The organism is Pirellulales bacterium (assembly GCA_033762255.1).
Taxonomy (GTDB): Bacteria; Planctomycetota; Planctomycetia; order Pirellulales; family JALHPA01; genus JANRLT01.
Genome location: JANRLT010000028.1, coordinates 53127 through 76452 on the forward strand (window position 1 = coordinate 53127; position 23326 = coordinate 76452).

General features: G+C 54.9%; 13 protein-coding genes. 11 read left to right on the top strand and 2 right to left on the bottom strand.

What is annotated here, in order from left to right; all coding sequences use genetic code 11:
- Positions 1 to 488 precede the first annotated feature (488 nt).
- The 7 genes from cimA to SFX18_08345 all read left to right on the top strand — a co-directional run bounded on the left by cimA (position 489) and on the right by SFX18_08345 (position 14441).
- Positions 489 to 2054, top strand: a complete 1566-nt coding sequence (gene cimA / locus SFX18_08315; GenBank protein ID MDX1963143.1) for a citramalate synthase — start codon at positions 489 to 491, stop codon at positions 2052 to 2054.
- A gap of 265 nt (positions 2055 to 2319) precedes the next feature.
- Positions 2320 to 5496, top strand: coding sequence for a valine--tRNA ligase (locus SFX18_08320; protein ID MDX1963144.1), 3177 nt, complete (start codon positions 2320 to 2322; stop codon positions 5494 to 5496).
- 758 nt (positions 5497 to 6254) lie between these two features.
- The gene (locus tag SFX18_08325) at positions 6255 to 6671 is read left to right on the top strand and encodes a bifunctional nuclease family protein (protein ID MDX1963145.1); all 417 of its coding nucleotides are present in this window, start codon (positions 6255 to 6257) and stop codon (positions 6669 to 6671) included.
- 151 nt (positions 6672 to 6822) lie between these two features.
- The gene (locus SFX18_08330; protein ID MDX1963146.1) at positions 6823 to 8769 is read left to right on the top strand and encodes an ABC-F family ATP-binding cassette domain-containing protein; all 1947 of its coding nucleotides are present in this window, start codon (positions 6823 to 6825) and stop codon (positions 8767 to 8769) included.
- A gap of 134 nt (positions 8770 to 8903) precedes the next feature.
- A complete protein-coding gene (locus tag SFX18_08335) occupies positions 8904 to 9623 on the top strand; it encodes an endonuclease/exonuclease/phosphatase family protein (GenBank protein MDX1963147.1) in 720 nt (239 codons plus the stop codon).
- A 155-nt stretch (positions 9624 to 9778) separates the two neighbouring features.
- Positions 9779 to 11098: a carbohydrate porin gene (locus SFX18_08340; GenBank protein ID MDX1963148.1), complete on the top strand. Its 1320-nt coding sequence runs from the start codon at positions 9779 to 9781 to the stop codon at positions 11096 to 11098.
- A 256-nt stretch (positions 11099 to 11354) separates the two neighbouring features.
- The gene (locus tag SFX18_08345; GenBank protein MDX1963149.1) at positions 11355 to 14441 is read left to right on the top strand and encodes a hypothetical protein; all 3087 of its coding nucleotides are present in this window, start codon (positions 11355 to 11357) and stop codon (positions 14439 to 14441) included.
- A gap of 441 nt (positions 14442 to 14882) precedes the next feature.
- Here the strand turns inward: SFX18_08345 and SFX18_08350 are convergent, their stop codons facing one another.
- On the bottom strand, positions 14883 to 15482 hold the full coding sequence (locus tag SFX18_08350; GenBank protein ID MDX1963150.1) for a hypothetical protein: 600 nt from the start codon (positions 15480 to 15482) through the stop codon (positions 14883 to 14885).
- A gap of 222 nt (positions 15483 to 15704) precedes the next feature.
- Complete coding sequence (locus SFX18_08355; GenBank protein ID MDX1963151.1) at positions 15705 to 17402, bottom strand: SMP-30/gluconolactonase/LRE family protein; 1698 nt, start codon at positions 17400 to 17402, stop codon at positions 15705 to 15707.
- 830 nt (positions 17403 to 18232) lie between these two features.
- Between SFX18_08355 and wbaP the strand changes: the two genes are divergently transcribed.
- The 4 genes from wbaP to SFX18_08375 all read left to right on the top strand — a co-directional run.
- Positions 18233 to 19786, top strand: a complete 1554-nt coding sequence (gene wbaP / locus SFX18_08360; protein ID MDX1963152.1) for an undecaprenyl-phosphate galactose phosphotransferase WbaP — start codon at positions 18233 to 18235, stop codon at positions 19784 to 19786.
- A complete protein-coding gene (locus SFX18_08365) occupies positions 19786 to 21489 on the top strand; it encodes a lipopolysaccharide biosynthesis protein (GenBank protein ID MDX1963153.1) in 1704 nt (567 codons plus the stop codon). Before wbaP ends, SFX18_08365 begins: the two co-directional genes overlap by 1 nt.
- Positions 21490 to 21523: 34 nt before the next feature.
- A complete protein-coding gene (locus SFX18_08370; protein MDX1963154.1) occupies positions 21524 to 22870 on the top strand; it encodes an O-antigen polymerase in 1347 nt (448 codons plus the stop codon).
- 14 nt (positions 22871 to 22884) lie between these two features.
- Positions 22885 to 23326, top strand: a 442-nt coding sequence (locus tag SFX18_08375; GenBank protein MDX1963155.1) for a sulfotransferase domain-containing protein, incomplete at its 3' end; no start/stop codon positions are given.

The following is a 23326-nucleotide window of genomic DNA, read 5'->3' on the forward strand; positions in this document are numbered from 1 at the left end:
GAACAAGTTCGTTACAAAGTCCATCCGCTATTCGTGCGAACCTGGACCATATCAACGTTGTCCATAGCTACGGAAATCCCGAGTACACCACCAAAAACCCCGTAAATTGCAGGCTCGTTGACAGTTTTGCGAAAGCAAGGTATGCTTTTTTAAGATTCAACATTATGGAATTTTTCATGCAACTCATTGGCAAATTCACCGATCTGAGTAATCCTCCACACCCAAATTCCACGCAACAGGTGGTAGTGGATATTCGAATTATTATCATTCCAGCTTAATCGCGGGGAGTTTGCCGACGCTACTTGACTGACATACCTTCACCCCGCGGTCCCAGTGGACGCGGGGTTTTTTATTTGATGTTTTGCCTCATACCGTAGCGGAACTTGCCAACGTTCCGATTAAATGACCTCTTCAATCAAACCCTGAATTTTAGCGAATTCCGCTACACTTTCATTTCCAGACTCCCCCCAACCCACCTAGGCAGCAGCATGCGACGCATTCAAATTTATGACACGTCCCTCCGCGACGGCAGCCAGGGGGAAGGGGTCATCTTTTCCCTCCAGGATAAACTGGCTATCACCCGTCGCCTGGATGAATTGGGCTTTGACTATGTGGAGGGGGGGTATCCCCTATCTAATGAAAAAGACGCTCAATACTTTCAGAAGGTCCGCGAATTGCCATTGCGACACGCGACGGTCTGCGCCTTTGGGATGACCCGCCGAAAAGGGATCAAACCGGCGGAGGACCCCGGCATGCGGGCACTTTTGGATTCACACGCCAGCACGATCACCATCGTCGGCAAAACCTCGGCCTTTCATGTGACAGAGGTCCTACGCGTCACGCTGGAGGAAAATCTGGCCATGATTGACGAGACTTTGCGGTATTTGATCGACCAGGGACGGCAGGTCATCTATGACGCGGAGCACTTTTTTGACGGGTGGAAACTGAATCCCGAATACGCTCAACAGACGATCGTCACCGCCGCCCGCGCGGGGGCAAAATTGATCGCGCTATGCGATACCAACGGCGGCAGCATGCCGGGGGAAATTGCCGAATTCACACGCGCGGCCCTGGCTGCCCTTAGTCCCACAAATGTGCCGGTTGGCATTCACACGCACAATGACTGCGACCTGGCGGTGGCAAATTCACTCTCCGCGGTCGCGGCGGGGGCGGTGCAGGTTCAGGGAACGATTAATGGCATTGGCGAGCGTTGTGGCAACGCGGATTTGATCTCGGTCGTGGCCAATCTGGCGATCAAACAACCCGGCTACGAGGTTTTATCAAATAGCGGCGTCCAACATCTGACGGAACTTTCGCGCTTTGTATATGAAACGGCCAATATGAATTTTCGCCCGAATCAGGCTTTCGTCGGCCAAAGCGCCTTCGCCCACAAGGGGGGGATGCACGTCCACGCCATCGCCCGCGCCACCGAAAGCTACGAACATATTCGGCCCGAATTGGTTGGTAATGAGCGGCGCATCTTAGTCAGCGAGCTTTCCGGCCGCAGCAATATCCAGGCCCTGACGCAGCGATACAATATCCACGACGACAAGGCGCTCATGGATAATATTCTTGAGCAAGTGGTCAAACTGGAAAATCGCGGCTATCAGTTTGAAGCGGCGGAGGCGACGTTTGATCTGCTCGTGCGTAAGGCCGCGGGCCTGTTCCAGCCCCATTTTGAGCGATTGAGTTATCATGTCGATGTGGAATCCGACCAGGCCGGAAATGTCCAGACCGAGGCGACCGTCAAGCTGCGCATCGGCGATGAGATTCGCCATGAAGTGGCCGAAGGGGACGGCCCGGTAAACGCCCTCGACGCCGCCCTCCGCAAGGCTCTGCTGCGCGATTACCCCCAACTGGCCCAGATGCAACTGGTCGATTACAAAGTGCGGGTGATCAACTCCGAGGCGGGGACCGCGGCCGGCGTGCGGGTCGTTATCGAAAGCCGCGACCATAGCGACGTCTGGGGTACCGTGGGCGTGAGCGAAAACGTCATCGAGGCGAGCTGGCTGGCTTTAACGGACTCCTTTGAGTACATGCTGTGCAAGGGATAGTAGAGTATTTTCAGAATAGCACGCGGATTAACGTCCAGACTAGAACGCCGCACTTCGCAGAATGATTAATGACAATGCCAGAAAAACAGCGAATCCAACCAATTAACAAATGCGCATCGGTTATGCTTATTCTGATCTGTGTAAATCCGCATGATCTGTTTTATCTGCGTTCTAATATTCCGCGTCTTTCGCTTCATCCGCGTCCTATTTACCTGCGTCCTGAATCACCTCCGTTATCCGCGTCCTATTTCCCTTCCATAAACTGATGACCGACTCAACCCCCCACGAACTGCCCAAGCAATACGAACATACCTCCGCGCAAGAGCGTTGGACCCGGGTGTGGGAGGAGCGGGGCTTTGCCCATGCCATACCCGACCCCGGAGGAAAAAAATATCCCACCGGGCCGTTCACGATTGTCATTCCCCCCCCCAATGTCACGGGCGCGCTGCACCTGGGACACGCGCTCAATAACACGCTGCAGGATATTCTCATCCGGCAAAAACGGATGCAGGGGTACAACGCGCTCTACATGCCCGGCACCGACCACGCGGGAATCGCCACCCAGGCGGTTGTCGAAAAGCGGATTTTTGAAGAAGAAAAAAAATCCCGCCACGATCTAGGCCGGGTGGAATTGGTGCGGCGGATTTGGTCCTGGAAGGAAGAATACGAAGAGCGCATCCTGGGCCAATTGCGGCAACTGGGTTGTAGCTGCGACTGGCAACGGACCCGCTTTACACTGGACGAGCAATGCGCGCGGGCGGTCCGGGAAACATTTTTTCGCATGTTTCGCGATGGCTATATTTATCGCGGCAAACGGTTGGTTAATTGGGATACGCACCTGCAAACATCCGTTGCGGATGACGAAACCTACACGGAAGACACCAAAGGAGGCTTTTGGACTTTTAAATATCCCGTGCTGGACGATGCCGGCCAGCTCAGCGACACGTTTATTCGTTTTAGCACCACCCGACCCGAAACGATGCTGGGCGACACCGCCGTTTGCGTTCATCCGCAGGACGAGCGGTATCAGCGGCTCATCGGCCGCAAGATTCGCCTCCCCCTGGTCCCGCGCGAAATCCCCATCATTGCCGACGCGCTCTTGGCCGATCCCACGCTGGGGACAGGTTGCGTCAAAGTGACCCCCGCGCATGATCCCAACGACTACGCCTGCTGGCAGCGGCAATTGGGCCAGCCAACAGAGTTTGGCATCATCAATATTCTCCATCCCGATGGCAAGATTAACGAAAATGGGGGGGAATTTGCCGGGCTGGAACGATATCGCGCCCGCAAGGCCGTCATTGCCAAAATGGAAGAACTGGGCCTGTACGAGGGGACCGAGGATCGCGTTATTCCGCTGAAATACAGCGACCGGAGCAAAACACCGATCGAGCCGTACCTGAGCGACCAGTGGTTTGTCAAAATGGGTGACTTTGACGACGAGCAACCAGGGCTGGCACAACTGGCCATGGACGCGGTCAAGCAAAGCGCGGTGCAAATTTTTCCCGAGCGGTTTGCCAAAAGCTATCTTGACTGGCTGGGAGAAAAGCGCGACTGGTGCATCAGCCGCCAGTTATGGTGGGGACACCGAATCCCGGTGTGGCAAATCACCTTGCAAGCGGATAAATACAGCAGTGAATTGTCACTCAAAGATAGCCTGAAAAAGGTCAAACAGGAATTTTCTACTGCTTTGAAAAAATACTTTAGCATATTGGGGTTGGAAAATGACTATGCGATCCAGCAAAGCGAAACAAGCCCTACAATAATTAGCTTGTGTGCGCGCACGGAATTGGCTGAACAACACATCTCAGAAATGGAATGCCGAAAAAACGGGAAGTCCTCTATTGGCGGTTTGTATTCAAAAGATTTACCACCCGTCAAAGAGCTTGCCGACTCTGATACAGTAAAGAAAATGGAACAGGAATTAATGAGTACTGTTGCCATATTTTATTCCCAGGACCCCGACGTCCTCGACACTTGGTTCAGCTCCGCCTTGTGGCCCCACAGCACGCTCGGTTGGCCCGAACCGACGCCGGAGCTCGCGTATTTTTATCCCACCAGCCTGCTCATCACCAGCCGCGACATTATCACCCTTTGGGTCGCGCGGATGGTTCTGACCGGCCTGTACAACGTGGGCCAGGTTCCGTTCCGCCATGTTTATATTCACCCCAAGATTCTGGATGGCTATGGCGAGACCATGTCCAAGTCCAAGGGGAACGGCGTCGACCCGCTGGATGTCATCGCCCTGTATGGGGCCGATGCGCTGCGCTTTGGCTTGGCATATTTGGCCACGGAAACGCAGGATGTGCGGATGCCGGTCGAATTAGTCTGTCCGCATTGTGGCAAAACGACCGAGCAAACCAGCAAAAACCGGACTTTGCCGCAGCTCGCCTGCCCCCACTGCCAGCGGGAATTTAGCACCCAATGGGCGAAGGGGGACGCCGCGCTTTTGCCGCGGGGGTCCGTCACCAGCGAGCGTTTTTCCGTTGCACGCAACTTTTGTAATAAGCTGTGGAACGCCGCGCGGTTTGTATTATTAAACCTGGAAGGTTATACACCAGGTCCATTGGACGAGTCAAAATTGCTGCTGGAGGATCGCTGGCTGCTCAGCCGGTTGAACAGTGTCACCAAACAAGTCACCGCTGACCTGGGGGCGTATCGCTTTGCCGATGCGGCGCGGGCTTTGTACGACTTTGCCTGGGATGAGTTTTGCAGTTTTTATGTCGAGATTGTCAAAACCAGGCTTAGCGACCCCGCCCAGCGACCGATTGCCCAGCGACTGCTAGCAGGGACGTTGGACGTACTCTTGCGATTGCTGCACCCGATCACACCTTATTTGACGGAGGAAATCTGGTCGCTTTTGGCACAATACGCGCCGGTACGCGGTATTTCCCAGCCAGCGGCCGCGCCAGAATTTGTCATGACCGCCCCTTGGCCGGTTGCGCAAATTGCGTGGATCGAGCCTGCCAGCGAAGCGCGATTTCGCACATTTCAGGCGGTCCTGGGGGCGGTGCGGGAAATTCGCAGTAGACAGAACATTGCTCCCCGGACGCCGATTAACTTTGCGATTCGTTGCGACGCCGCGACAGCGCAATTGCTGGAACCGCTCCGCCCCTACTTTGACAGCATGGCGGGAGCAAGCCTTACCAGCAGCGGTCCCGCGACAACGCCCCCCGCGCTGGCGGCGAATACGCTTTTGCCGGGTCTGGAAATCTTTGTCGATCTGGCGGGGCATATTGATGTGCAAGCTGAGATTTCGCGCAACGAGAAAGAGTTGGAAAAGCTGCAAAGCGGAATTAGCGCTAAGGAGACCAAGTTGGCCAATGAGGGATTTGTCGCCCGCGCGCCCGCGGAGGTGGTCGCCCGCGAACGGGAACAACTGGCCGAAATGCAAGCCCGCGCGGCGAATCTGGCACAGATCTTGGCGGAATTACGCAAGTCGTAGTAGGCAGCGTCCCGCTGCCGTAAACAAACCCCGTTTCCAATGCTTTTCGGCAGCGGGACGGTGCTGGCTACATGACACAGCGCTGCCGTGAACAAATCCCGTTTTCAATGCTATTCAGCACCGGGACGGTGCTGGCTACGTTATTTAGCGTCCCGCTGCCGTGAACAAATCCCGTTTCCCATGCTATTCGGCACCGAGACGGTGCTGGCTACGTTATTTAGCGTCCCGCTGCCGTGAACAAATCCCGTTTCCAATGCTAATTCAGCACCGGGACGGTGCTGGCTACATGACACAGCGCTGCCGTGAACAAATCCCGTTTCCCATGCTATTCAGCACCGGGACGGTGCTGGCTACATGACACAGCGCTGCCGTAAACAAATCCCGTTTCCAATGCTTTTCAGCACCGGGACGGTGCTGGCTACATTCAGCCGTACCCCCCCGCAGCCGTAAACGTCATGCATCGCTAAATCTGGGTAGTACGGATGATGTTATTAAATAAGACATCTCCGGGGACCGAGAAAAGTCCGTTCGCTATACCCACGGGGGGCTCGCTCAGGCTCGACACCCGCCACCCTCCTGTTTCCCGCCTCTCGTTTCCTGTCTCCCGCCTCCCCGTCGGCGACAGAGTCGCCTCCTACAACTTCTTCCATTAAAAGCTGTGCGACAATCTCCAAAAAACTCCCTTACACATGTCCGCCGCGGCATCGTATAATAGGCAAAACGCCCAATTACGCTCATCCTGCCTTGGCGGTGTTGCTATGCCTGTGCAAATGGAACTCTCGCGAATTATCATCAGCGAGATCAACGACCAACAGATCATTTACTTGCGGGAAGTTGATGGCCCGCGCACATTTCCCATCTTGATTGGCATTTTTGAGGCGACCAGCATTGACCGCCATGTCAAGCAAGTCCCCAGCCAACGGCCCCTGACGCATGACTTGCTGGTCGGGACAGTGCAAGCAATGGGGGGAGAATTGCAGGATGTGGTGATTACCGAATTGCGGGACCACACCTATTATGCGGTGATCCGCGTCCGGCACGAGGGGGAATTGATCGAGATCGATGCCCGCCCGTCGGATGCCATCGCCGTGGCGGTCACCTGCGATCCCGTGCTCCCCATTTATGTGAGCGAGGATGTCCTAAGCGAGTTGGATGACGAAGATTTCTCCAGCTAGCCGCAAGAAGTGCAACAAATTCTTAGCCGCAAGAAAAGCAAGAGTCGCAAAAATTATGCCTTAGCTGTAAGAATTACAAAAAACACCAAAATCTCTTTCCTCCCGTCTCCCACCTCTCGCCTCCAAACTCCACTCCTCTACTCCCCACGCAATGCTCCTCCTCAAAGTTGCCGACATTGTCAAACACTTTGGGCCGGACCCTGTGCTCGATGGTGTCTCCTTTGAGGTCCGCGCGGGGGAACGGATTGGCCTGGTGGGACCAAACGGCGCTGGAAAAAGCACGCTCATGAAAATCCTGGCCGGAACTGAGTCGGCCGACAAGGGGACGCTGGAACTGCAAAGCAACACCCGTCTGGGCTACCTGGAACAACACCCCACATTTACGCCGGGCCGCACGCTCTGGCAAGAAGCCGAAACAGGGCTGGAATATTGGCTGCGCCTGGGTGCGGACGCGGAACGCGTCGCCCATGAACTGGCGGCTGCCACCGATCCGGCCGAGCATGACCGTCTGGCCCGCCAGTATGACCGCCTGCAAGAAGAGCTACGACTGCACAACGCCTACCAACTGGATCATCAGATTGAACGCGTGCTGACCGGTTTGGGATTTTTGTCTGTCCAATATGATCAAACGGTTGAAACACTGAGCGGTGGCCAACAAAATCGCCTGTTGTTGGCCAAATTACTGCTGTCCGACCCGGACATCATGCTCTTGGATGAACCATCGAATCATTTGGATATCGAGGCTACCGAATGGCTGGAGGACTTTTTGCGAGGGACTTCGCGGGCGATACTGGTCGTCAGTCATGACCGCTATTTTCTCGACCGGGTTACGCAGCGGACGCTAGAGCTTTGCAACGGGACGGTGGACAGCTTTCCGGGCAACTTTAGCAAATACTGGCAGCTCAAGGCTGAGCGACTCGAGGTCCAACGCCGCACTTATGAAAAGCAAACCGAGGAAATCGCGCGGCACGAGGAATTTATCCGCCGTAATTTTTACAGCAATCCCAACCAGGCCAAGGACCGCGAAAAAAAGCTGGAACGGATGGAGCGAATCGAACGCCCCCGCGAGATCGCCGCGCCGGTCATGGGCTTTCCCCCGGTCAAACGGACCGGCGATATCGTCTTACGGGCGGAGGAACTTTCCAAGGCGTTTGACCGGCCGCTCTTTCGCGATTTAACGTTTCAAGTCGAGCGCGGCGAGCGGTGGGGCATTCTGGGACCAAACGGCACCGGTAAAAGCACGTTATTAAAGTGCCTGGTGGGACGGCTGGCAGCCGACACGGGACAAGTGCGAATCGGAACGCATGTGCAAATCGGTTATTTTGACCAGCAACTGGCCGAACTGGCCGATGACGCGCTGGTGGTGGACGCCATCCGCCCCCCGGGCAAGGAATTTACCGAGCCGCAACGCCGGGATATGCTGGCCCGCTTTGGCCTGACGGGGGAAATTGTGTTTCAACCCGTCAACAGCCTCTCCGGCGGGGAACGAAACCGCGCCGCGCTCGCCCGTCTGGCCGCTTCCGACGCCAATGTCCTCGTCCTAGACGAACCTACCAACCATCTCGACCTTTGGGCGTGTGATTCGCTGGAAAAATCGCTCAATGCGTTTGAGGGGACCGTGATTTTTGTCAGTCACGACCGCTACTTTCTCAATAAAGTGGCCGATCATCTGCTCATTGTGGAACCGCGGCGGTTTCGCGTGCTAGAGGGAAACTATGAAACATATTTGCAACTGGCCAAATCCGGCCTGGCAACCGAGGCCAAAAGCGCGGTTGAACAGTTTGCCGCCGCGGCGCAGCCCGTAAAATCAACGGCTAAATCCTCGGGACAAGGCTCTACCACGGAAGCCGCCAGTGGCGGCGTGGCCGTCAAGGCAAAGCGCAAACGAAAATTTCCCTATCGCAAAGTGGCCGAGATCGAGGCGGAGATCCAACAGCTTGAAGCTAGTGTCGAAGAATTGCAAGCCGCCCAGATCGATCCCCAGGTGCTGCGGAACGCGGATAAAATTAAATCCGTGTTAGCGGAACTAGAAACGGGACGGAACCGATTGGCCGAATTGTACGCGCACTGGGAAGAAGCGGTGGAACTTAACGGGTGAGGTGACATACGATGTAGAATGCAACAAATGATTTTTAGCAAATAGTGTAGGCAAGGCACCTACCTGGCCTCCTCGATTGCGATTCAGCGGCACTGTGGTATATCCTTCGCCAACTATTACCTCATACAAACCGCATGCGTGTGCTATCTTATAACATCCACAAGGGGATCGGCGGTCGGGATCGACGTTACCGGCTGGAACGTATTATCGAGGTTATTGGCGAGCAAGAGCCTGACATTGTCTGCCTGCAAGAAGTCGACCGCCATGTGCCGCGATCCCACTTTGACGACCAGCCGCATATCTTGTCGCGGGAATTGAAACTACCCCACGCCATGTATCAGTTTAATGTTCCCCTCAAGCATGGCGGCTATGGAAATCTGCTGTTATCCCGTTGGCCATTCGCGGAGCAGCATCAAATTTCGCTGCGGCTCAAATCCAAAAAGCCCCGCGGCGCGCAAATCGCCAACATCGACGCGCCGGATGGACGATGTACCGTGGTGAATTTTCACCTCGGCTTGGCGGGAAGTGAGCGTCTGTGGCAAATTCGACATTTGCTGGCCCATCATCTTTATCGCCAGGTGGCGGATACACCGGCATTGCTAATCGGCGATAGCAACGACTGGCAAAACGTCTTATTAAAACAATGCCTGCTGGGGGCGGATTTTGTCCAATTAAGCAGTCCGATTAGCCGTTTTCGCACATTTCCGGCATGGTTTCCCTTGGGTTCTCTCGATAAAGCCTTTATTCGGGGCCCCTGGAACGTGAAAAATTGCCATGTCATTCATTCACGGCTGGCTCGGCAGGCATCCGACCACTTACCTTTGTTCGTGGAACTTAGTATGAAAAATTCCTAAACATGCAAATGCTATGTTTTCACTAGACAATACGCAATCGTAGGCAAGATGGGTATTTTGCGCGATTGGAGGGTTTTGCGGGTATCTTCCGTGCTTATTTCTGACGATATCTATTTTCAGGTCATGGATGATCAAATCTCATTGAGGCAGGGCTTATGTCCTTTCGTGGTGTCCAGCAAGGATTCTTATGCTGTCTCCTACTTTTGTGGGGGGTAAGAGGTCTATCCGCCAGCCCTGCTGCGACATCATGCACGACAGCTCCGGAATGTGTCGATCCCTGCCAAATTGACTGCCCCTCGCCTAGTTGGTGCGAACAACCGTACCTCACGGGGGACTGGTGCGGGTATCGGAGTTCCCTGGCGGAATCGGGGATCGTTTTTGACCTCAATGTGGGGCAATTTTATTACGGTGTTACCAGTGGCGGTCTGGAACGGACTTTTGAATACGCGGGGCACGGCGACTACGTGGCCAATGCCGATCTGGGCAAACTGCTAGGTTGCCAGGGGTTATTCCTAAAGCTGCGGGCGGAACATCGCTTTGGCCAATCGATCGGCGACGCGGCGGGAGTTTTAATCGCACCCACGATCGCAACGGATTTGCCCAGGCCAGAAGACGATAATCTGTATCTAACAAATGTCTTATTCACGCAGGCATTATCCGAGAATTTTGCGGTGTTTGCCGGCAAAACCGACACGCTGGATGGGGACCTTAACGCTTTTGCCCATGGCCGAGGCATGCGGCAATTTTCAAATTTTGGATTGGTGGCCAATCCCGTCACCTTGCGAACGATCCCTTATTCCACCTTGGGGGCGGGATTTGTCATTTTGAGGGAGTTAGAGCCAATATTTACCTTTACCGTGCTCAACGCCAAGAACACAATCGATTCGGACGGGTTTAGCGAATTATTTGCCGAAGGGGTGGCTATTGCCACGGAAGCGCGGCTGCCGACAACTTTTTTTGGGCTTCCTGGACACCAACTGTTTGGCGGCACATGGAATAGCCGCGATGTCGTTTCACTAGAGCAGTCGCCAGGCTTTTTATTACCTAATGTTCCCATCGCCCGCGCCAGCGACTCTTGGTCCTTGTATTACAATTTTGATCAATACTTGGTGGTAGATCCGCAAGATCCCAAACGGGGTTGGGGCGTCTTTGGCCGGGCGGGCATCGCCGATCAAAATACAAATCCCCTATCAGCTTTTCTAAGCGCGGGAGTGGGGGGGAGCAGTTGGCTGGCAAATCGCGCGCGCGACACCTTTGGGGCGGGATGGTTCTATGTGTTTACCAGCGAAGAGATCGGACCCGACCTGCTCCCCGCGCTAGGACTTGTGGGAGACAGCCAGGGCGTGGAGTTGTTTTACAACATTGAAGTGACCCCCTGGTTTCATTTAACCCCGGATTTGCAGGTGCTCATGCCAGCCCGCCAAAACCTGGATACGGCGTTGTTGGTGGGTTTGCGGGGCGTGGTGACATTTTAACAGCTAACAAATTTTATTGTGACGATGGATGCATGAATCTGTAGTTACCGATCCAATAATGTTGATAACCCAAGGAAGAATTTGCCCCATACCCGGATATGGCATGGGAATGGACATATTTGGGGAAAGTCGGATAAGATAGGGCAGGGCGGTTATAATTGACGATCGCGAATATTTATTGTCTGTTACACATAGCTAAGCTGACGGCGCGACGACTCGCCAGCTAGCCCTTGTTAACTTCTGTGGAAATTCAACCATGCCTAAAAATAACGCTGCTTGGTCCCCGCGCGCCTTTTGGCGACTGTGGATGGCCGTATTCTGCCTGATCACGTGTTTGTTAGCCCTGACGCAAAGCCAATCCCAAATCTTGCGCCAGCGCCGCGAGCCAAATAGGGGACGGCCACTGATTGACCGCCTGCGGCAGCGGCCTGCCGCGGATGGAGCGCGGGCGTATGCCGGGAAGCCATTTGGCAGCGGTTATGCACGGTTTCAATTGCCAGCCGGAACGGATATCTCCGTCTTTACCGATCGTGAATTCACCCTAACCGAAAAAAACGGCCGCGCCCTGTACGCCGTCTACGACGCCGAGCCGGTCCGCAACGCCCTCCGCAACGCGCTTAACCTGCAGCAAACGCTGACGGGCCAGCCCTTTACCGTGACGGTGGAATTTTTGTTTTCTGGCAACGATCCGCTGGAACTAACGCTGCACACGCCGCAGCCGCTGCAACTGACCGTCATTCCAGAGGCAAATCCCCAGGCCCAGGCGGAGCAATTGCGTTCCTGGTGGGACAATTACGCGCAATCGGTCAAGCGCGCGGTGGCCAATAGCGAGTATCCGCCAACGGTTGATACGTTTTTATTGCTCACGCTGCAGCGACGGCTAGGCCTGCCCCAGCCGCGCGAAGGGTTGCTCGCCAACATGCTGGGTGATTCAGGAATCAATCAGCTTTTAGGAACGCTGCTTGGAACCGAAAGTCTGCGCCTGGCGATGCAAAAAGAGACTTTGATGGCAAAGGTAAATCCCGCCGAAATTGCTGACCAACCTTTGCCCGCGCCCCTGCAACCGCTTCCCGTGGAGTACGCTCCCGCCGATCCCCACGTGGCGATCGAACCAATTGCCCTGCGCGTGCCGCATGAGTGTTTCTATGTGCGGTTTGGCAACTTTGGTAATTTTCTATGGCTGCAAGAAGCCCTCAACGAATGGGGAGGGGATGTCGGCAACCTTCTGGCTTTTCGCGCGCTAGATTATGGGGCCACCGATAAAATCCAAAATCAATTGATCCTGAAACAAGGCGCATTGGCAAAGCTGCTAGGTCCGACGGTCATTCAAGATGTCGCGCTCATTGGCCTGGACACTTATGTCCGCGACGGCGCGGCGATCGGCATGCTGTTTCACGCGCGAAATAACTTTGCCCTGGGGACGGATTTTCGCGGCCAGCGGCGGGAACTACTCAGACAAAACAAGGCCGCAACCGAACAACAGGTGGAGATCGCCGGGCGAAAGGTCTCGTTCATTTCCACCCCCGACAATCGCGTCCGTTCGTTTTACGCCACCGATGGCGATTTTCACCTGGTGACCACGTCGCGTAGTATCGTGGAACGGTTTTATGCCGTGCGCACGGGGGAGGGGAGCCTGGGCCAGTCCTCCGAATTCCGATCCGCGCGTACTAGGATGCCACTGACGCGGGAGGATACAATTTTTGCCTATCTGAGCGAAGCGTTTTTTCAGCAGTTTACCTCACCGGCGGTGCGGGTGGAAATGTCCCGGCGGATGCATTCAGCGTTAGAAATGGACCACCAGGAACTGGCTGTCTGGATGGCCCGCCAAGAAGGATTCTCACAGCTTACCGCTGATAAACTAGTGACGGCCGGTTATTTGCCGCCAGAGTTTAACCGCCGTGCCGATGGGAGCCAACTGATCGCCGGCCCCGACGGTAAATTGTGGGACAGTATTCGCGGAGCCAAAGGGAGTTTTTTGCCGATTGCGGACATGCCGGTCACGGGAATTACCCCGAGTGAAGCGCGGGCTTATGGGGAGTTTAGCCAGAAATACCTGGAAATGCTCCCCACGAGCGGCGCCATCGGCGTGGCGATCCAGCGGTTCAACATGCCCCCGGGACCCCCTAGCCCATTTATGCCAATACAGCCGGGCTACAACACCGGCCCCCGGGAGCGAATCGTCATCGATGTGGCGGGTACATTGGTTCCCAAAGCCCAAGCCGACTTTCTCAGGCAGTATCTAAGTCAGCCAACAACGGTGCGCGCGGCACCGCTAGCCACTGATCAACTTTCGTTGGAATTAGTGACGAATGGCGCGCTCTTTGGCGGAAATGGCTCTGGACCGACGCATAATGTATTTGGCGTGCATGACCAGAACTTAGCCTGGCAATTGGCGGGCCTTCCCTGGCAAAACCAAGAGAGCGGATTCGTGATGCCGCGGCTGGATCAATTGCCCCAAATCTATCTTGCCGCTTGGCCAAATCCGGGATTGTTATCGTTACTATTAGGAAATCAGCGGCAATTGGTCTTTGATGATCAAGGTTACGCCGCCGGCCAGCAGCAACTTCATTTGTTTGCCCAACCCGTTCCAACATGGTACCGCCAACAAGGGACGCTCAGCATTTTTGCCCTGTCCCGCGACACGATTGCCTCGGTCGCCAACCAATTTATGGTGGTGGAGGCTCCCCGTCCCGCCCAGGTCTGGCTGCATGTGGCCGATTTGTCTCAATCGCAAACACGCTCTTTTGCCACGGCGCTCGGCTACTTTCAGGCCCGCAAAATTTCCCTGGGGAATTTGCGGCTTTTGCATGTGCTAACCAGCCAGTTGGGCGTGCCGGTGGAAGGGGCGCGGCAAGTCGCGGAGGAGCTGTTGCAAGCGCGGCTGCGTGATCCACTAGGGGGAGAATACGTGGTGGAAAATCCCACGGGTCTATTACCCCGCTGGCAGACGACCGCCTGGGGGCCGCTGTCGGCAAAATTGCTTACGCAGGTGCCGCCAGAGTTTGTATCGCCGCCGCTAGGCTGGTTTCGTGGGTTGGACGCGGACGCGGCCCTGGTGGCTAAAGAGGCGACCGCCCATATTGAGCTAGAAATGCAGCGTGCCAGTCCCGCGGATCAACCGGCGGTCACCGTCAACCGCACCGGCAAAGCCCCCGCCGCGACGCCGAGCACTCCCCAACCTACTGTTCCCCCCGTCGATAATGCGGAGGAAATTCCTCCGGGTACGATCCCTAGCGGAAACGCCCTCCCTAGCTTTTCCTGGCCCAGTTTTAAATTTCTAGAGCGTCCGCAAGATCGCGCAAATGATACCCAGTCCCCGGGGGAACTGCCGAAGCCAAAGTAGTTGGGTTTAGGGAGAGCTTGCGGGTTTGAAAATATACTTTTTGCACGGAGTCACGGAGGAAATACAGAGTGGCACGGAGATGCGATTTGCGTGTCGGTTTGACCGTTGCTTTATTACTCTGCGCATTTTTCCCATTGGTAAGCACTTGCGGGCCAAAGGCATTTAATTCATAGCGGGTCAAAGGCCCGACCTATCGCAGCCTAGGGCAAGGGCAGCGACCCCCTAGGTTATCTAGAGTTAATAAGTGGAAGGGCCAAAGGCCCGATTGATCATCGTCGTTGAACCCCCGGTGTCGGGAGTCTGACGCGGAGAAAGCGCATTTAGTAATAGCGCCTAGTCGCGGAAGAATCCTGACCCCATGCCCCCTGCTAAAGGGGGGACGGGAGTCCTGGACGAATCAGGCTGTTTTTCAAATAAGCTTGCACCACCCACGACCCCCGGTCAATCCCGTTTTAAGTAGCCCAATTGCCAACCAACGCCAATGCCGATTAGCCCCAGCAGCAAAAATTCGACTCCCAAGGCCATAACTTCATTCCCTTCGCCAAAGAGCCGCGTGTTAAACCGAAATATTTCCTTGAAGACCGCGACAATGGCGATCAGGCCGACGGTCAGGAGCGAGCAGGCCAGCCTGGCCCTGCGATAGTTGGCGAACATTCCCTGCGCTTCGTCAAGCATGCCTTGCCATTCCTGGCGGCTGGCGGCGGCTTGCCGGATGCGGTCTTTATGCAATAACTCTGTCGCCAGACGAACGTCCTCGGCATGAAAGCGGCGCGCTTCTTGGTTAGTTTCCGCGGGGCGCAAGCGAAATTCCTCGGCATCCTCCCCCGCTTCAGGGGGTTGGGTTGCTTTAAAATAAGTAGAGGATTCCACCGGCGCGGAAAGTTTTTGTTGGGGGTTTACATCCTCCGGGGGAAGACTTTCTTCCCGCGCTTGCAACAAGATACGCTGGCTGCATTTGGGACAAGGAACGGTTTTACCCAATAAGCGATCCGGGACTGCTAGCTTCTGCCCGCAGGATTTGCAGCGAATCGGTGTCGGCATGCTAGCCCCTATGCCATGCTATTTAGAATTTCTTTCACACATAATCACAGTGGTTGCACAGAGCGGCGCGGAGTAGAAAAAACCTATCCCCCGGACGCGCTTCGCTGCAATCCTTAAACCACCACCAAAAAGCAATTCGGCGACAGAGTCGCCTCCTACAAATTGCGCGGCGCGTATAACCAAATACCAAAAAAAAAATTCCAGCCACCAAACACCATAACCTTACAATCGCGGCGCGGCGGGCTTGATTGGCGGGGCGTAGTTTTGCGCTCCCCGGGGCTTCACCTTGCGGGCGTAAATTTTATCCCCGCACGCGGCATAAATCGTGTCAAAATTGGGACCGCCAAATGTCAAATTCGCCACGCGGCCATTCGGCGTGGGAATAATACAATTTACCCGTCCCGCCTGGTCGCAGACCTGGATGCCCAACCGCGTCGCCACGTACAACCGGCCATTCCGGTCCACTTCTAATCCGTCCGCGCCGCTATCGTCCGCGTTATCCGGCATGTGAATGTGGTAATATTTTTGCTTGTGGGCGAGCGTGCCGTCCGGTTGCACTTGGTAGCTGTAGACCCAGTGGGATTTGGTGTCGGCCACATACAACAGAGATTGATCCGGCGACAAGGTGATGCCGTTGGAAAATTTCAGTCCCTCGTCCACGATCTCTTTTTTGCCATCGGGGCTAATGTGCCAGATTTTACTGGGGCTGGTGCCATCCCAGCCCGGTTCAGTCGCATAGACATGGCCTAGATGCGATACCACCAGGTCATTGCCGCGAAAGCCCTCCGCCACGATCCGGGATTTGCCCTCGGTGTTCCAGGCCAAGATTTGATTTTTGGCCCCCGCCGCAGCGTAGAGTTGGCCATCGGGCCCAAAGGCTTGGCCGTCTCCCTTGCCCGAGTCCGGCAGAAACTCGCTCACTTTATTGGACGAATCAATCTTATAGGTCTTGCCCGCGGGGACATCGTTAAAGAAAACCTCTCCCGCGTTATTGGCGGCGGGACCCTCGGTAAAGCCGTACCCCTCGGCGATTAATTTCCAGTCTTCGCCCGGAATGAGAATCTCTTGTAACTGGCTTGAACCCCGCCCGGCGGCGACCGGTTGCGGCCAATCCTTCCACAGATAGCGCATGGCGTCGGGAAAGACCTTCGTTGCGTGGTTGGTGTTGTGCTCCCCTTCGCTCCAAATAAATTTGTGTTCATAGCCCGCGAACTCGAGCGCGCGTTGCATTTCTTGGTTGGCCATCCACCAGTCGCCGCCATAGATGTTCAAATCGCGGCTGCCATCCTCCATAAAAATGCGAATTGGCTTGGGCTGGTACTTGCGGACCAGCGTGGGGTAGTCGTTGCCGCCGCGCAGGCCCACGTAGGTGCCGATGCTGCTAAACACGCGGGAAAATTCGTGCGGGCGCTCCCATGCGGCGGTCCAGGCGCAGATCGCGCCGCTGCTAGCCCCGCCAATGCAGCGGTCGTTGCCGCTTTTGCTCAGCTTGATGGCGCGGCCGTCGGTTGCGGTTTTGGTTTCGGCGTCGGGCAAAAGTTCTTCCAGTAAGAATCTCGCATAATTGTCTCCTAAACCGTCGTATTCGTAGCTGCGGTTAAACCGGTCCAGTGCTTTTTCATCTGGTGCCTTGACCCGTCCATGCATGATAAAGACGCCGATCGTGACGGGCATTTCACCCTTGTGAATCAATTCGTCAAAGACCGCGGGGGCGTTATACTGCACGCCATCCTGGTTGACGTAGACGCACGCGGGAGTTTTGCCATCGTATTGGCGGGGGATATAAATCCAATAATCGCGCACGGTCCCCGGAAAAATTTTGCTGTTCTGGAACTGAAATTGCCGGACTTCTCCCGCGGGAGGGGCGCTTGCGGAAACTGGTGACGGCGTGTTCGCTTGCGCCAGAACCGGGCGCGTCATCGCCACACTTGTCAACCCAACCACCAATGTCAACCAAGAAACTGTAAAAATAGCCTTACGGCCCCCCCAACCATGCGCTTGCGACATTTGACTTTGCCAAAAAAAGAAAAAATTTGATCGCCCTTTATTTGGGCATATTCCCCCGCTAATTCTCCCTCGTAAAATCAACGGGAACCCACTCTTGCCGACTCTGAGAATATCGCGGAAGCAAGCTGGATGCAATCAATTCTTTACCTCGCACGTGCCAAACCCGCCAAAGATCATGCTATTTCTGGACTGCCACATAAATATTACTTATAAAGAGCGGCTAAATTATATTTGGATTCTTAATTATATCTATTAATCAGCAACACGATTGCAACCATAAAAAATCAAGCCATTGCATAATTATTCCGCAGAATTGCAAAAATGGTTTGCAGTAAAAAGCCGATGGACCAGTGAAATATGGCTAATTGCCATAATATTTGCATGTATTTTGATAAATGTGTGTTATTTGTAATCTTTGGCATATTCCTTGCTAATCCTTTGACGACTGGGCATGCGTTACTTAGATTTAGGGCTGATTTCTTTTGAAAATTCTAGGAGAACAAGGCGGATTGAATGTTCCCTGAATTTTATGGTCGTGCGTGAATCTTACCCAACGCACCAAAAATAGGCGGTTAGAAACACAACTTTGTTTGGCAACCGTGGAAAACGAGTAAGGCCGTTTATCCACCCTGCTTCTGGCTTTGGTTGATGATAAGCCGTGAAGTAATTGATGAGTTTGCACTCATGTTGCGCGCGGGCGGTCAGGCTCGCTGCAAATTTTCCTGCCACCAGCGGAGAACGTGATGGCCACAATTGATCAACAAGGCACCCTGCAACCTAAATACGCCGCCAGTTTGGCGACTGCGCAGCGTATCGGCGGGTTGGAATTGGCATCCGCCAAGCTTTCCCCCGACATGGATTGGGGAACCGAGCGTCACGATCAAATGTCATTTCATGGCGTTTCCCGGATGACGTTAACCACTGTTCCCTTGATGCTGGCGGATATGGTGGCGGTCAGCCTAGCAGCGGGAATTGGTTATGGCATTAGCCAAACCTGGTGGCAAGGCCCACAGATGTCATTTATCAACTATGCCGCCGCGCTCATCGTTAGTACGCTGATCGCCAAGTTTATGTTTGGACTTTATCCCGGAGTCGGTCTAAGCCCCAGTGTGGAGTTAAAACTCACGACGCTGGCCAATTGCGTGGTCTATGTCGTTTTTTTGGCAAGCAGCTTGTTGCAACAGGGAACCTTGCAAATTGGTTTGACGGGCATGCTTATCACGACCTGGGCGATGGCCCTGGCCGCCGTGCCATTGGTCGGGTGGACGGCCCGGGGTTTTCTCAGCCGGTTAAATTGGTGGGGAGAACCAGTCCTGATCTTTGGCCAAGGTCCCCAAGCCCGCGCTATTTATCAATACTTTCGCGCGCGGCCGGGCATGGGCCTGCGCCCACGCGGGATGCTGGGGCATAAGTTGGACGTGGAGGGAAATTTTCCCCCGGAAATGCTGTTTGCGCCTCCCGAAAAAGCCGCGGAATTGGCCCGCAGGCACGGGATCTCCTGGGCGATCATCGCCAGCGGGGACCTCAGCAAAAATCAAGTCCTTCGTTGTTGCGAATTATGTGCGACAGCTATTCCCAATCGACTGGTGATGACAGACTTGGAGCATTTTCCCAGTCTTTGGAATCGCACCCATGACTGCGGGGGGACTCCGGGAATTCAAGTAACCGAAAAACTGTTGCTTCCCGTTCCAAGATTTATTAAACGGGCCATGGATTTGCTGTTAACGATCCTTGCCGCCGGGCTGCTGGCACCGTTATTAGCCACCCTGGCCATCCTGGTAAAATATAGTTCGCCGGGTCCGATTTTTTATGGGCACACCCGGATTGGCCGAAATGGCAAAAAGTTCAAGGCGTGGAAGTTTCGCAGCATGATTCCCCAGGCGGACCAGGTTTTGCGGGATTATCTGGCCAAAAATCCCGAAGCCCGCGCCGAATACGAAGCCACGCAAAAATTGCGACATGACCCGCGCATCACTCGCGTGGGAAATTTTCTGCGTAAAACCAGCCTGGATGAATTGCCCCAGTTGTGGAATGTGCTGCGCGGCCAGATGAGCCTGGTCGGACCCCGGCCGATCGTGGATGATGAAGTTTGCCGCTATGCCGAAGAGTATCGACATTATTTGCGGGTTCGCCCCGGGATTACGGGTTTGTGGCAGGTTTCGGGGCGCAGTTTGACCACTTACGAGGAGCGCGTCCGACTGGATACGCACTATGTGCGCAATTGGTCCCCCTGGCTGGATTTGTATATTTTGGTCCGGACGATTAAAACGGTGCTATTGCGTGAAGGGGCTTTTTAATGTCGGCGGGAATCGCGCCGATTGTGGAAACCACCGCGGAAGTTACCCCCGTGGAACAGCCCATGCCCCTGGACAATGTCTTAAATCAAAAAAATGCCTTAGGTCCAAGCAGTCCCTTAGGTTCAGACAGTGACATATGTCCTGATAGTGCCTTAAAGCAACATATCGCCCTGGATAAAGACAGTGCCCTGGATCGCAACCTCTCCCAGGAAAACACGGAGCCAGCGCGCGTTCCCGCCGATTCCCGGGAGGCAACCGACGCTCTCGCTTGGCAGACACGAACCGTGCGCGGGGGGAAGTGGATCTTTGCCGCGCGTGTGGTGCAAATCTTGTGCACCTTGGCGGTGCAGTTAGTCTTATCGCGACAATTATCCCAGGCCGATTACGGGATGTTCAATGTCGCTTGCGCCACGACGCTATTTTTGGCGATCATGATCATGGGGGGACTGAACTACGCGGCTGTTCGGGTTCTGCCCGGTTTTTTGGTGGATAAGCAAACCGCGGCGATCCAGCGTTTTTTGCGCGGGGGCTATTTGACATTGGCCGCGTCCACGCTTTTGACAATGGGTGGAATCTGGCTGTCGCGCTCATATTTGCCCATTGTGAATCGCTTTTCGGCGGAATTGTTGGTAGTGGTGCTGTGCGGGGCCACCCTGATGGCCTGGCAGCAGTTTACCGTGGAAGCCCTGCGCGGCATGCATGATCTGCGCTCGGCGGCGTTATTTCATGGAGGAAAAACCAACGGCGCGTTTAGCAGCCTCATACTGGTGTGTGCCATCCTGCTATGGCCATTGCTGATCGGAGGCTCGTCTCTGTTATCGACAATCTGGCTCTACACGGCGGCGATTGGCCTGACCTTGCCGATGGTGGGTTGGCTATTATGGTATCATGTGCGGCAATTGCCGCCAGCCACTGACAAGAACACGCCTCAAGATCCGCTTGCCGATTCAATTCCGTCCGCCAGCCATGTCAGGGATAGCCAGCCGCTCTCACCGCCAGGTCCGCCACGCCTGTGGCCCTTGGCGCTCTCTTTTTTGCTGTTACAAGTCCTGGCATTTCTCCAGGGTGAAGCAGAGTTGTGGCTGGCATTTGCAGCCTGGGGGGCAAACAGTCCGGATCTTGGTCTGTATTCCGCCGCGCGCTGGATCATCATTTTAATCAGTTTGCCCCTGACGATGATTAATCAAACAATTAGCCCGTCGATTGTGGATCTGCGCGCGCGGGGCAATCTGAGCGAATTGCAACGGTTGCTACGGGGCGCGGCTTTTGCCGCGGGGATTCCCTCGCTTTTGGCCTTGGCGGGTATTTGCCTGTTTCCAGGCTTGACCCTGTCAATCTTTGGCGATTACCAGTCCGCCGCCTGGCCCTTATTTATTTTAGCCGTCGGGCAATTTTTTTATTTTTGGACCGGCAGTGCGGGAATTACACTAATGATGAGCGGGCACGAATGGACTATTTTGGCGATTAATGTCCTGAGCGCGGCGCTGTTGCTCATCGCGGGGGCCTGGGGGGCGGCACATTATGGAATGACCGGTTTGGCGGTGGTTTCCTCGAGTGTCACGGCATTGATGAATCTGGCCCAATGGCTTGCCGTCTGGCGGCTGGAAGGGCTGTGGACCCATTTTTCCCTTGCACAGGCCCAACCCGCCTGGGTATTTGCCCGGCGTCAACTGCAAAAATTTCGATCCCCCCCCGTCAACTAACAAACTTCCCGTTTTCGCATCCACCGCTTTATCCATGCCCGCCGCCGCACCTTCATCTCGTACCGATCATGCTTGGCCCTTGCCGGGCTTTTTGCATCCGTGGGCGTGCGTGGCCTGGGTTAGCATTCCCACGATATTGCACACCTACTGGATCTCCCGCGGAAATTTTCACACGCTGTGGAATGTGCAAAAGCATCTGGGAGATTGGGAATTAGCAATCATTCTGGCGGCCGTGGCCTGCTTTGGCTTGGGCGTGTTTCTGAGTAGCGGCACACGCCCGCGCATTGTCGAACAGTCCGAACGCGACCACAGCGCCGAAGCCCTGACGCTGGTTTTTTGGCTGGGTTGGGCGTTGGTCATGCTGGCCAATGCCATCTGGCTGGCCATGGCAATGAAGCGCGGGTTTAGCCTGGCGGTCGTCGAGGAAAACTTTGGTTCCGACGGCGGCAATGTCAGCTACCTAAAAAAAGAAGTTTTTCAAACAATTCCCGGCGTCACCACCGCCACGCAATTTGCCATGTCCGCGGCCGTGATGGCCGTCTATTTGTACTGGCGGCGGGGAGAGTTCCGTTATGTGTTGGCCCTGGGATGCATTATTCTGACCACGCTGGCTCGCAGTTTTTTACGCGCGGAACGACTGGCGCTGATCGAGACCGTGGTTCCCGCGATCATCATGGCGGTCTGGCTGGCGTACCGCGTGAATTCCACGATGACGGTATCACGGGACCGCTGGATACGATATTCACCGGCGCTCTTTTTGGTATTGGGGATCACGGCCTTTGGCTTTTTTGAATATTTTCGTTCGTGGAAATTTTATAAAGCGGAACAACGCTCTTTTACCCAGTTTGTGCTGGATCGGTTTACCGGTTACTACGCCACCTCCATCAACAATGGGGCGATGGTGATCAATCATCATAAATCCTTGCAGTACCGGCTCCCCCTTCCTTATACAACGTGGTATTTCTTTTGGAATTTTCCACTTGTGGACGCCACCATCGGCTATGAAAAGTTGACTCGCATCGACCCCTTTGAAAACTGGATGAATCATCTAGAGTTGCATGGTAACGTGGAATACAACACCGAATGCGGCTGGGTGTATCCGATGATTGATTATGGCATTTTTGGGGGTTGGCTGGCGTGGATTGCCATTGGCTATGGCGTGGGCTGGGTCTACCGGTATTTTGACGCGGGGCATATGTACGCGCTGCTGCTGTATCCCTTATTTTGGGTTTGCTTTTTGGATTTTCCGCGCACATTTTTAATTACTTCGGGACGTTTTTTGCCTTCTTACCTGTTGATTGCGTTGTTTGCCATCGTGTGGAACTGGCAACGCTGGGGGCTTCATTCCGGCAGGTATGCGCCCGCCCCTACAATTGCTTAACAACCTAGCGTCAAATGCCCGCAACACCCTATCCGACGTTTTATTTGGCAGGCGCGCCTAAATGCGGCACGACCTCGCTGGCGGCCTACCTGGCTACTCACCCCAAAGTCTGTCTTCCAGCGCCCAAGGAACCGTTTTTTTGGTGCGATGATTTGCCCTGGATGCGGGAGTTTTTATTAGGCGCGCGCTACGAGGAAAGTTATCTGCGACTTTACGCCAACAAGTCCCCCGGCCAACTGGCCTGCGATGCCACGACCATGTATCTGTACTCGGACTGCGCGCTTCGTAATCTGGCCGCGGCGGTTCCCCAGGCTAAGCTAGTCCTGATGTTTCGCAATCCCGTGGACGTGGCTTATGCCTACCACATGCAAATGCTCAATGCCTTTCAAGAATCCGAACCGGACTTTGAGTCGGCCTGGGATTTGCAGACCGAACGTGCCAAGGGGCGCGGACTCC

Excerpts from the sequence above, each read along its gene's own strand:
- cimA (MDX1963143.1), top strand. The coding sequence starts at position 489 with ATGCGACGCATTCAAATTTATGACACGTCCCTCCGCGACGGCAGCCAG.
- SFX18_08320 (MDX1963144.1), top strand. The coding sequence starts at position 2,320 with ATGACCGACTCAACCCCCCACGAACTGCCCAAGCAATACGAACATACC.
- SFX18_08325 (MDX1963145.1), top strand. The coding sequence starts at position 6,255 with ATGCCTGTGCAAATGGAACTCTCGCGAATTATCATCAGCGAGATCAAC.
- SFX18_08330 (MDX1963146.1), top strand. The coding sequence starts at position 6,823 with ATGCTCCTCCTCAAAGTTGCCGACATTGTCAAACACTTTGGGCCGGAC.
- SFX18_08335 (MDX1963147.1), top strand. The coding sequence starts at position 8,904 with ATGCGTGTGCTATCTTATAACATCCACAAGGGGATCGGCGGTCGGGAT.
- SFX18_08340 (MDX1963148.1), top strand. The coding sequence starts at position 9,779 with ATGTCCTTTCGTGGTGTCCAGCAAGGATTCTTATGCTGTCTCCTACTT.
- SFX18_08345 (MDX1963149.1), top strand. The coding sequence starts at position 11,355 with ATGCCTAAAAATAACGCTGCTTGGTCCCCGCGCGCCTTTTGGCGACTG.
- SFX18_08350 (MDX1963150.1), bottom strand. The coding sequence starts at position 15,482 with ATGCCGACACCGATTCGCTGCAAATCCTGCGGGCAGAAGCTAGCAGTC.
- SFX18_08355 (MDX1963151.1), bottom strand. The coding sequence starts at position 17,402 with ATGACGCGCCCGGTTCTGGCGCAAGCGAACACGCCGTCACCAGTTTCC.
- wbaP (MDX1963152.1), top strand. The coding sequence starts at position 18,233 with ATGGCCACAATTGATCAACAAGGCACCCTGCAACCTAAATACGCCGCC.
- SFX18_08365 (MDX1963153.1), top strand. The coding sequence starts at position 19,786 with ATGTCGGCGGGAATCGCGCCGATTGTGGAAACCACCGCGGAAGTTACC.
- SFX18_08370 (MDX1963154.1), top strand. The coding sequence starts at position 21,524 with ATGCCCGCCGCCGCACCTTCATCTCGTACCGATCATGCTTGGCCCTTG.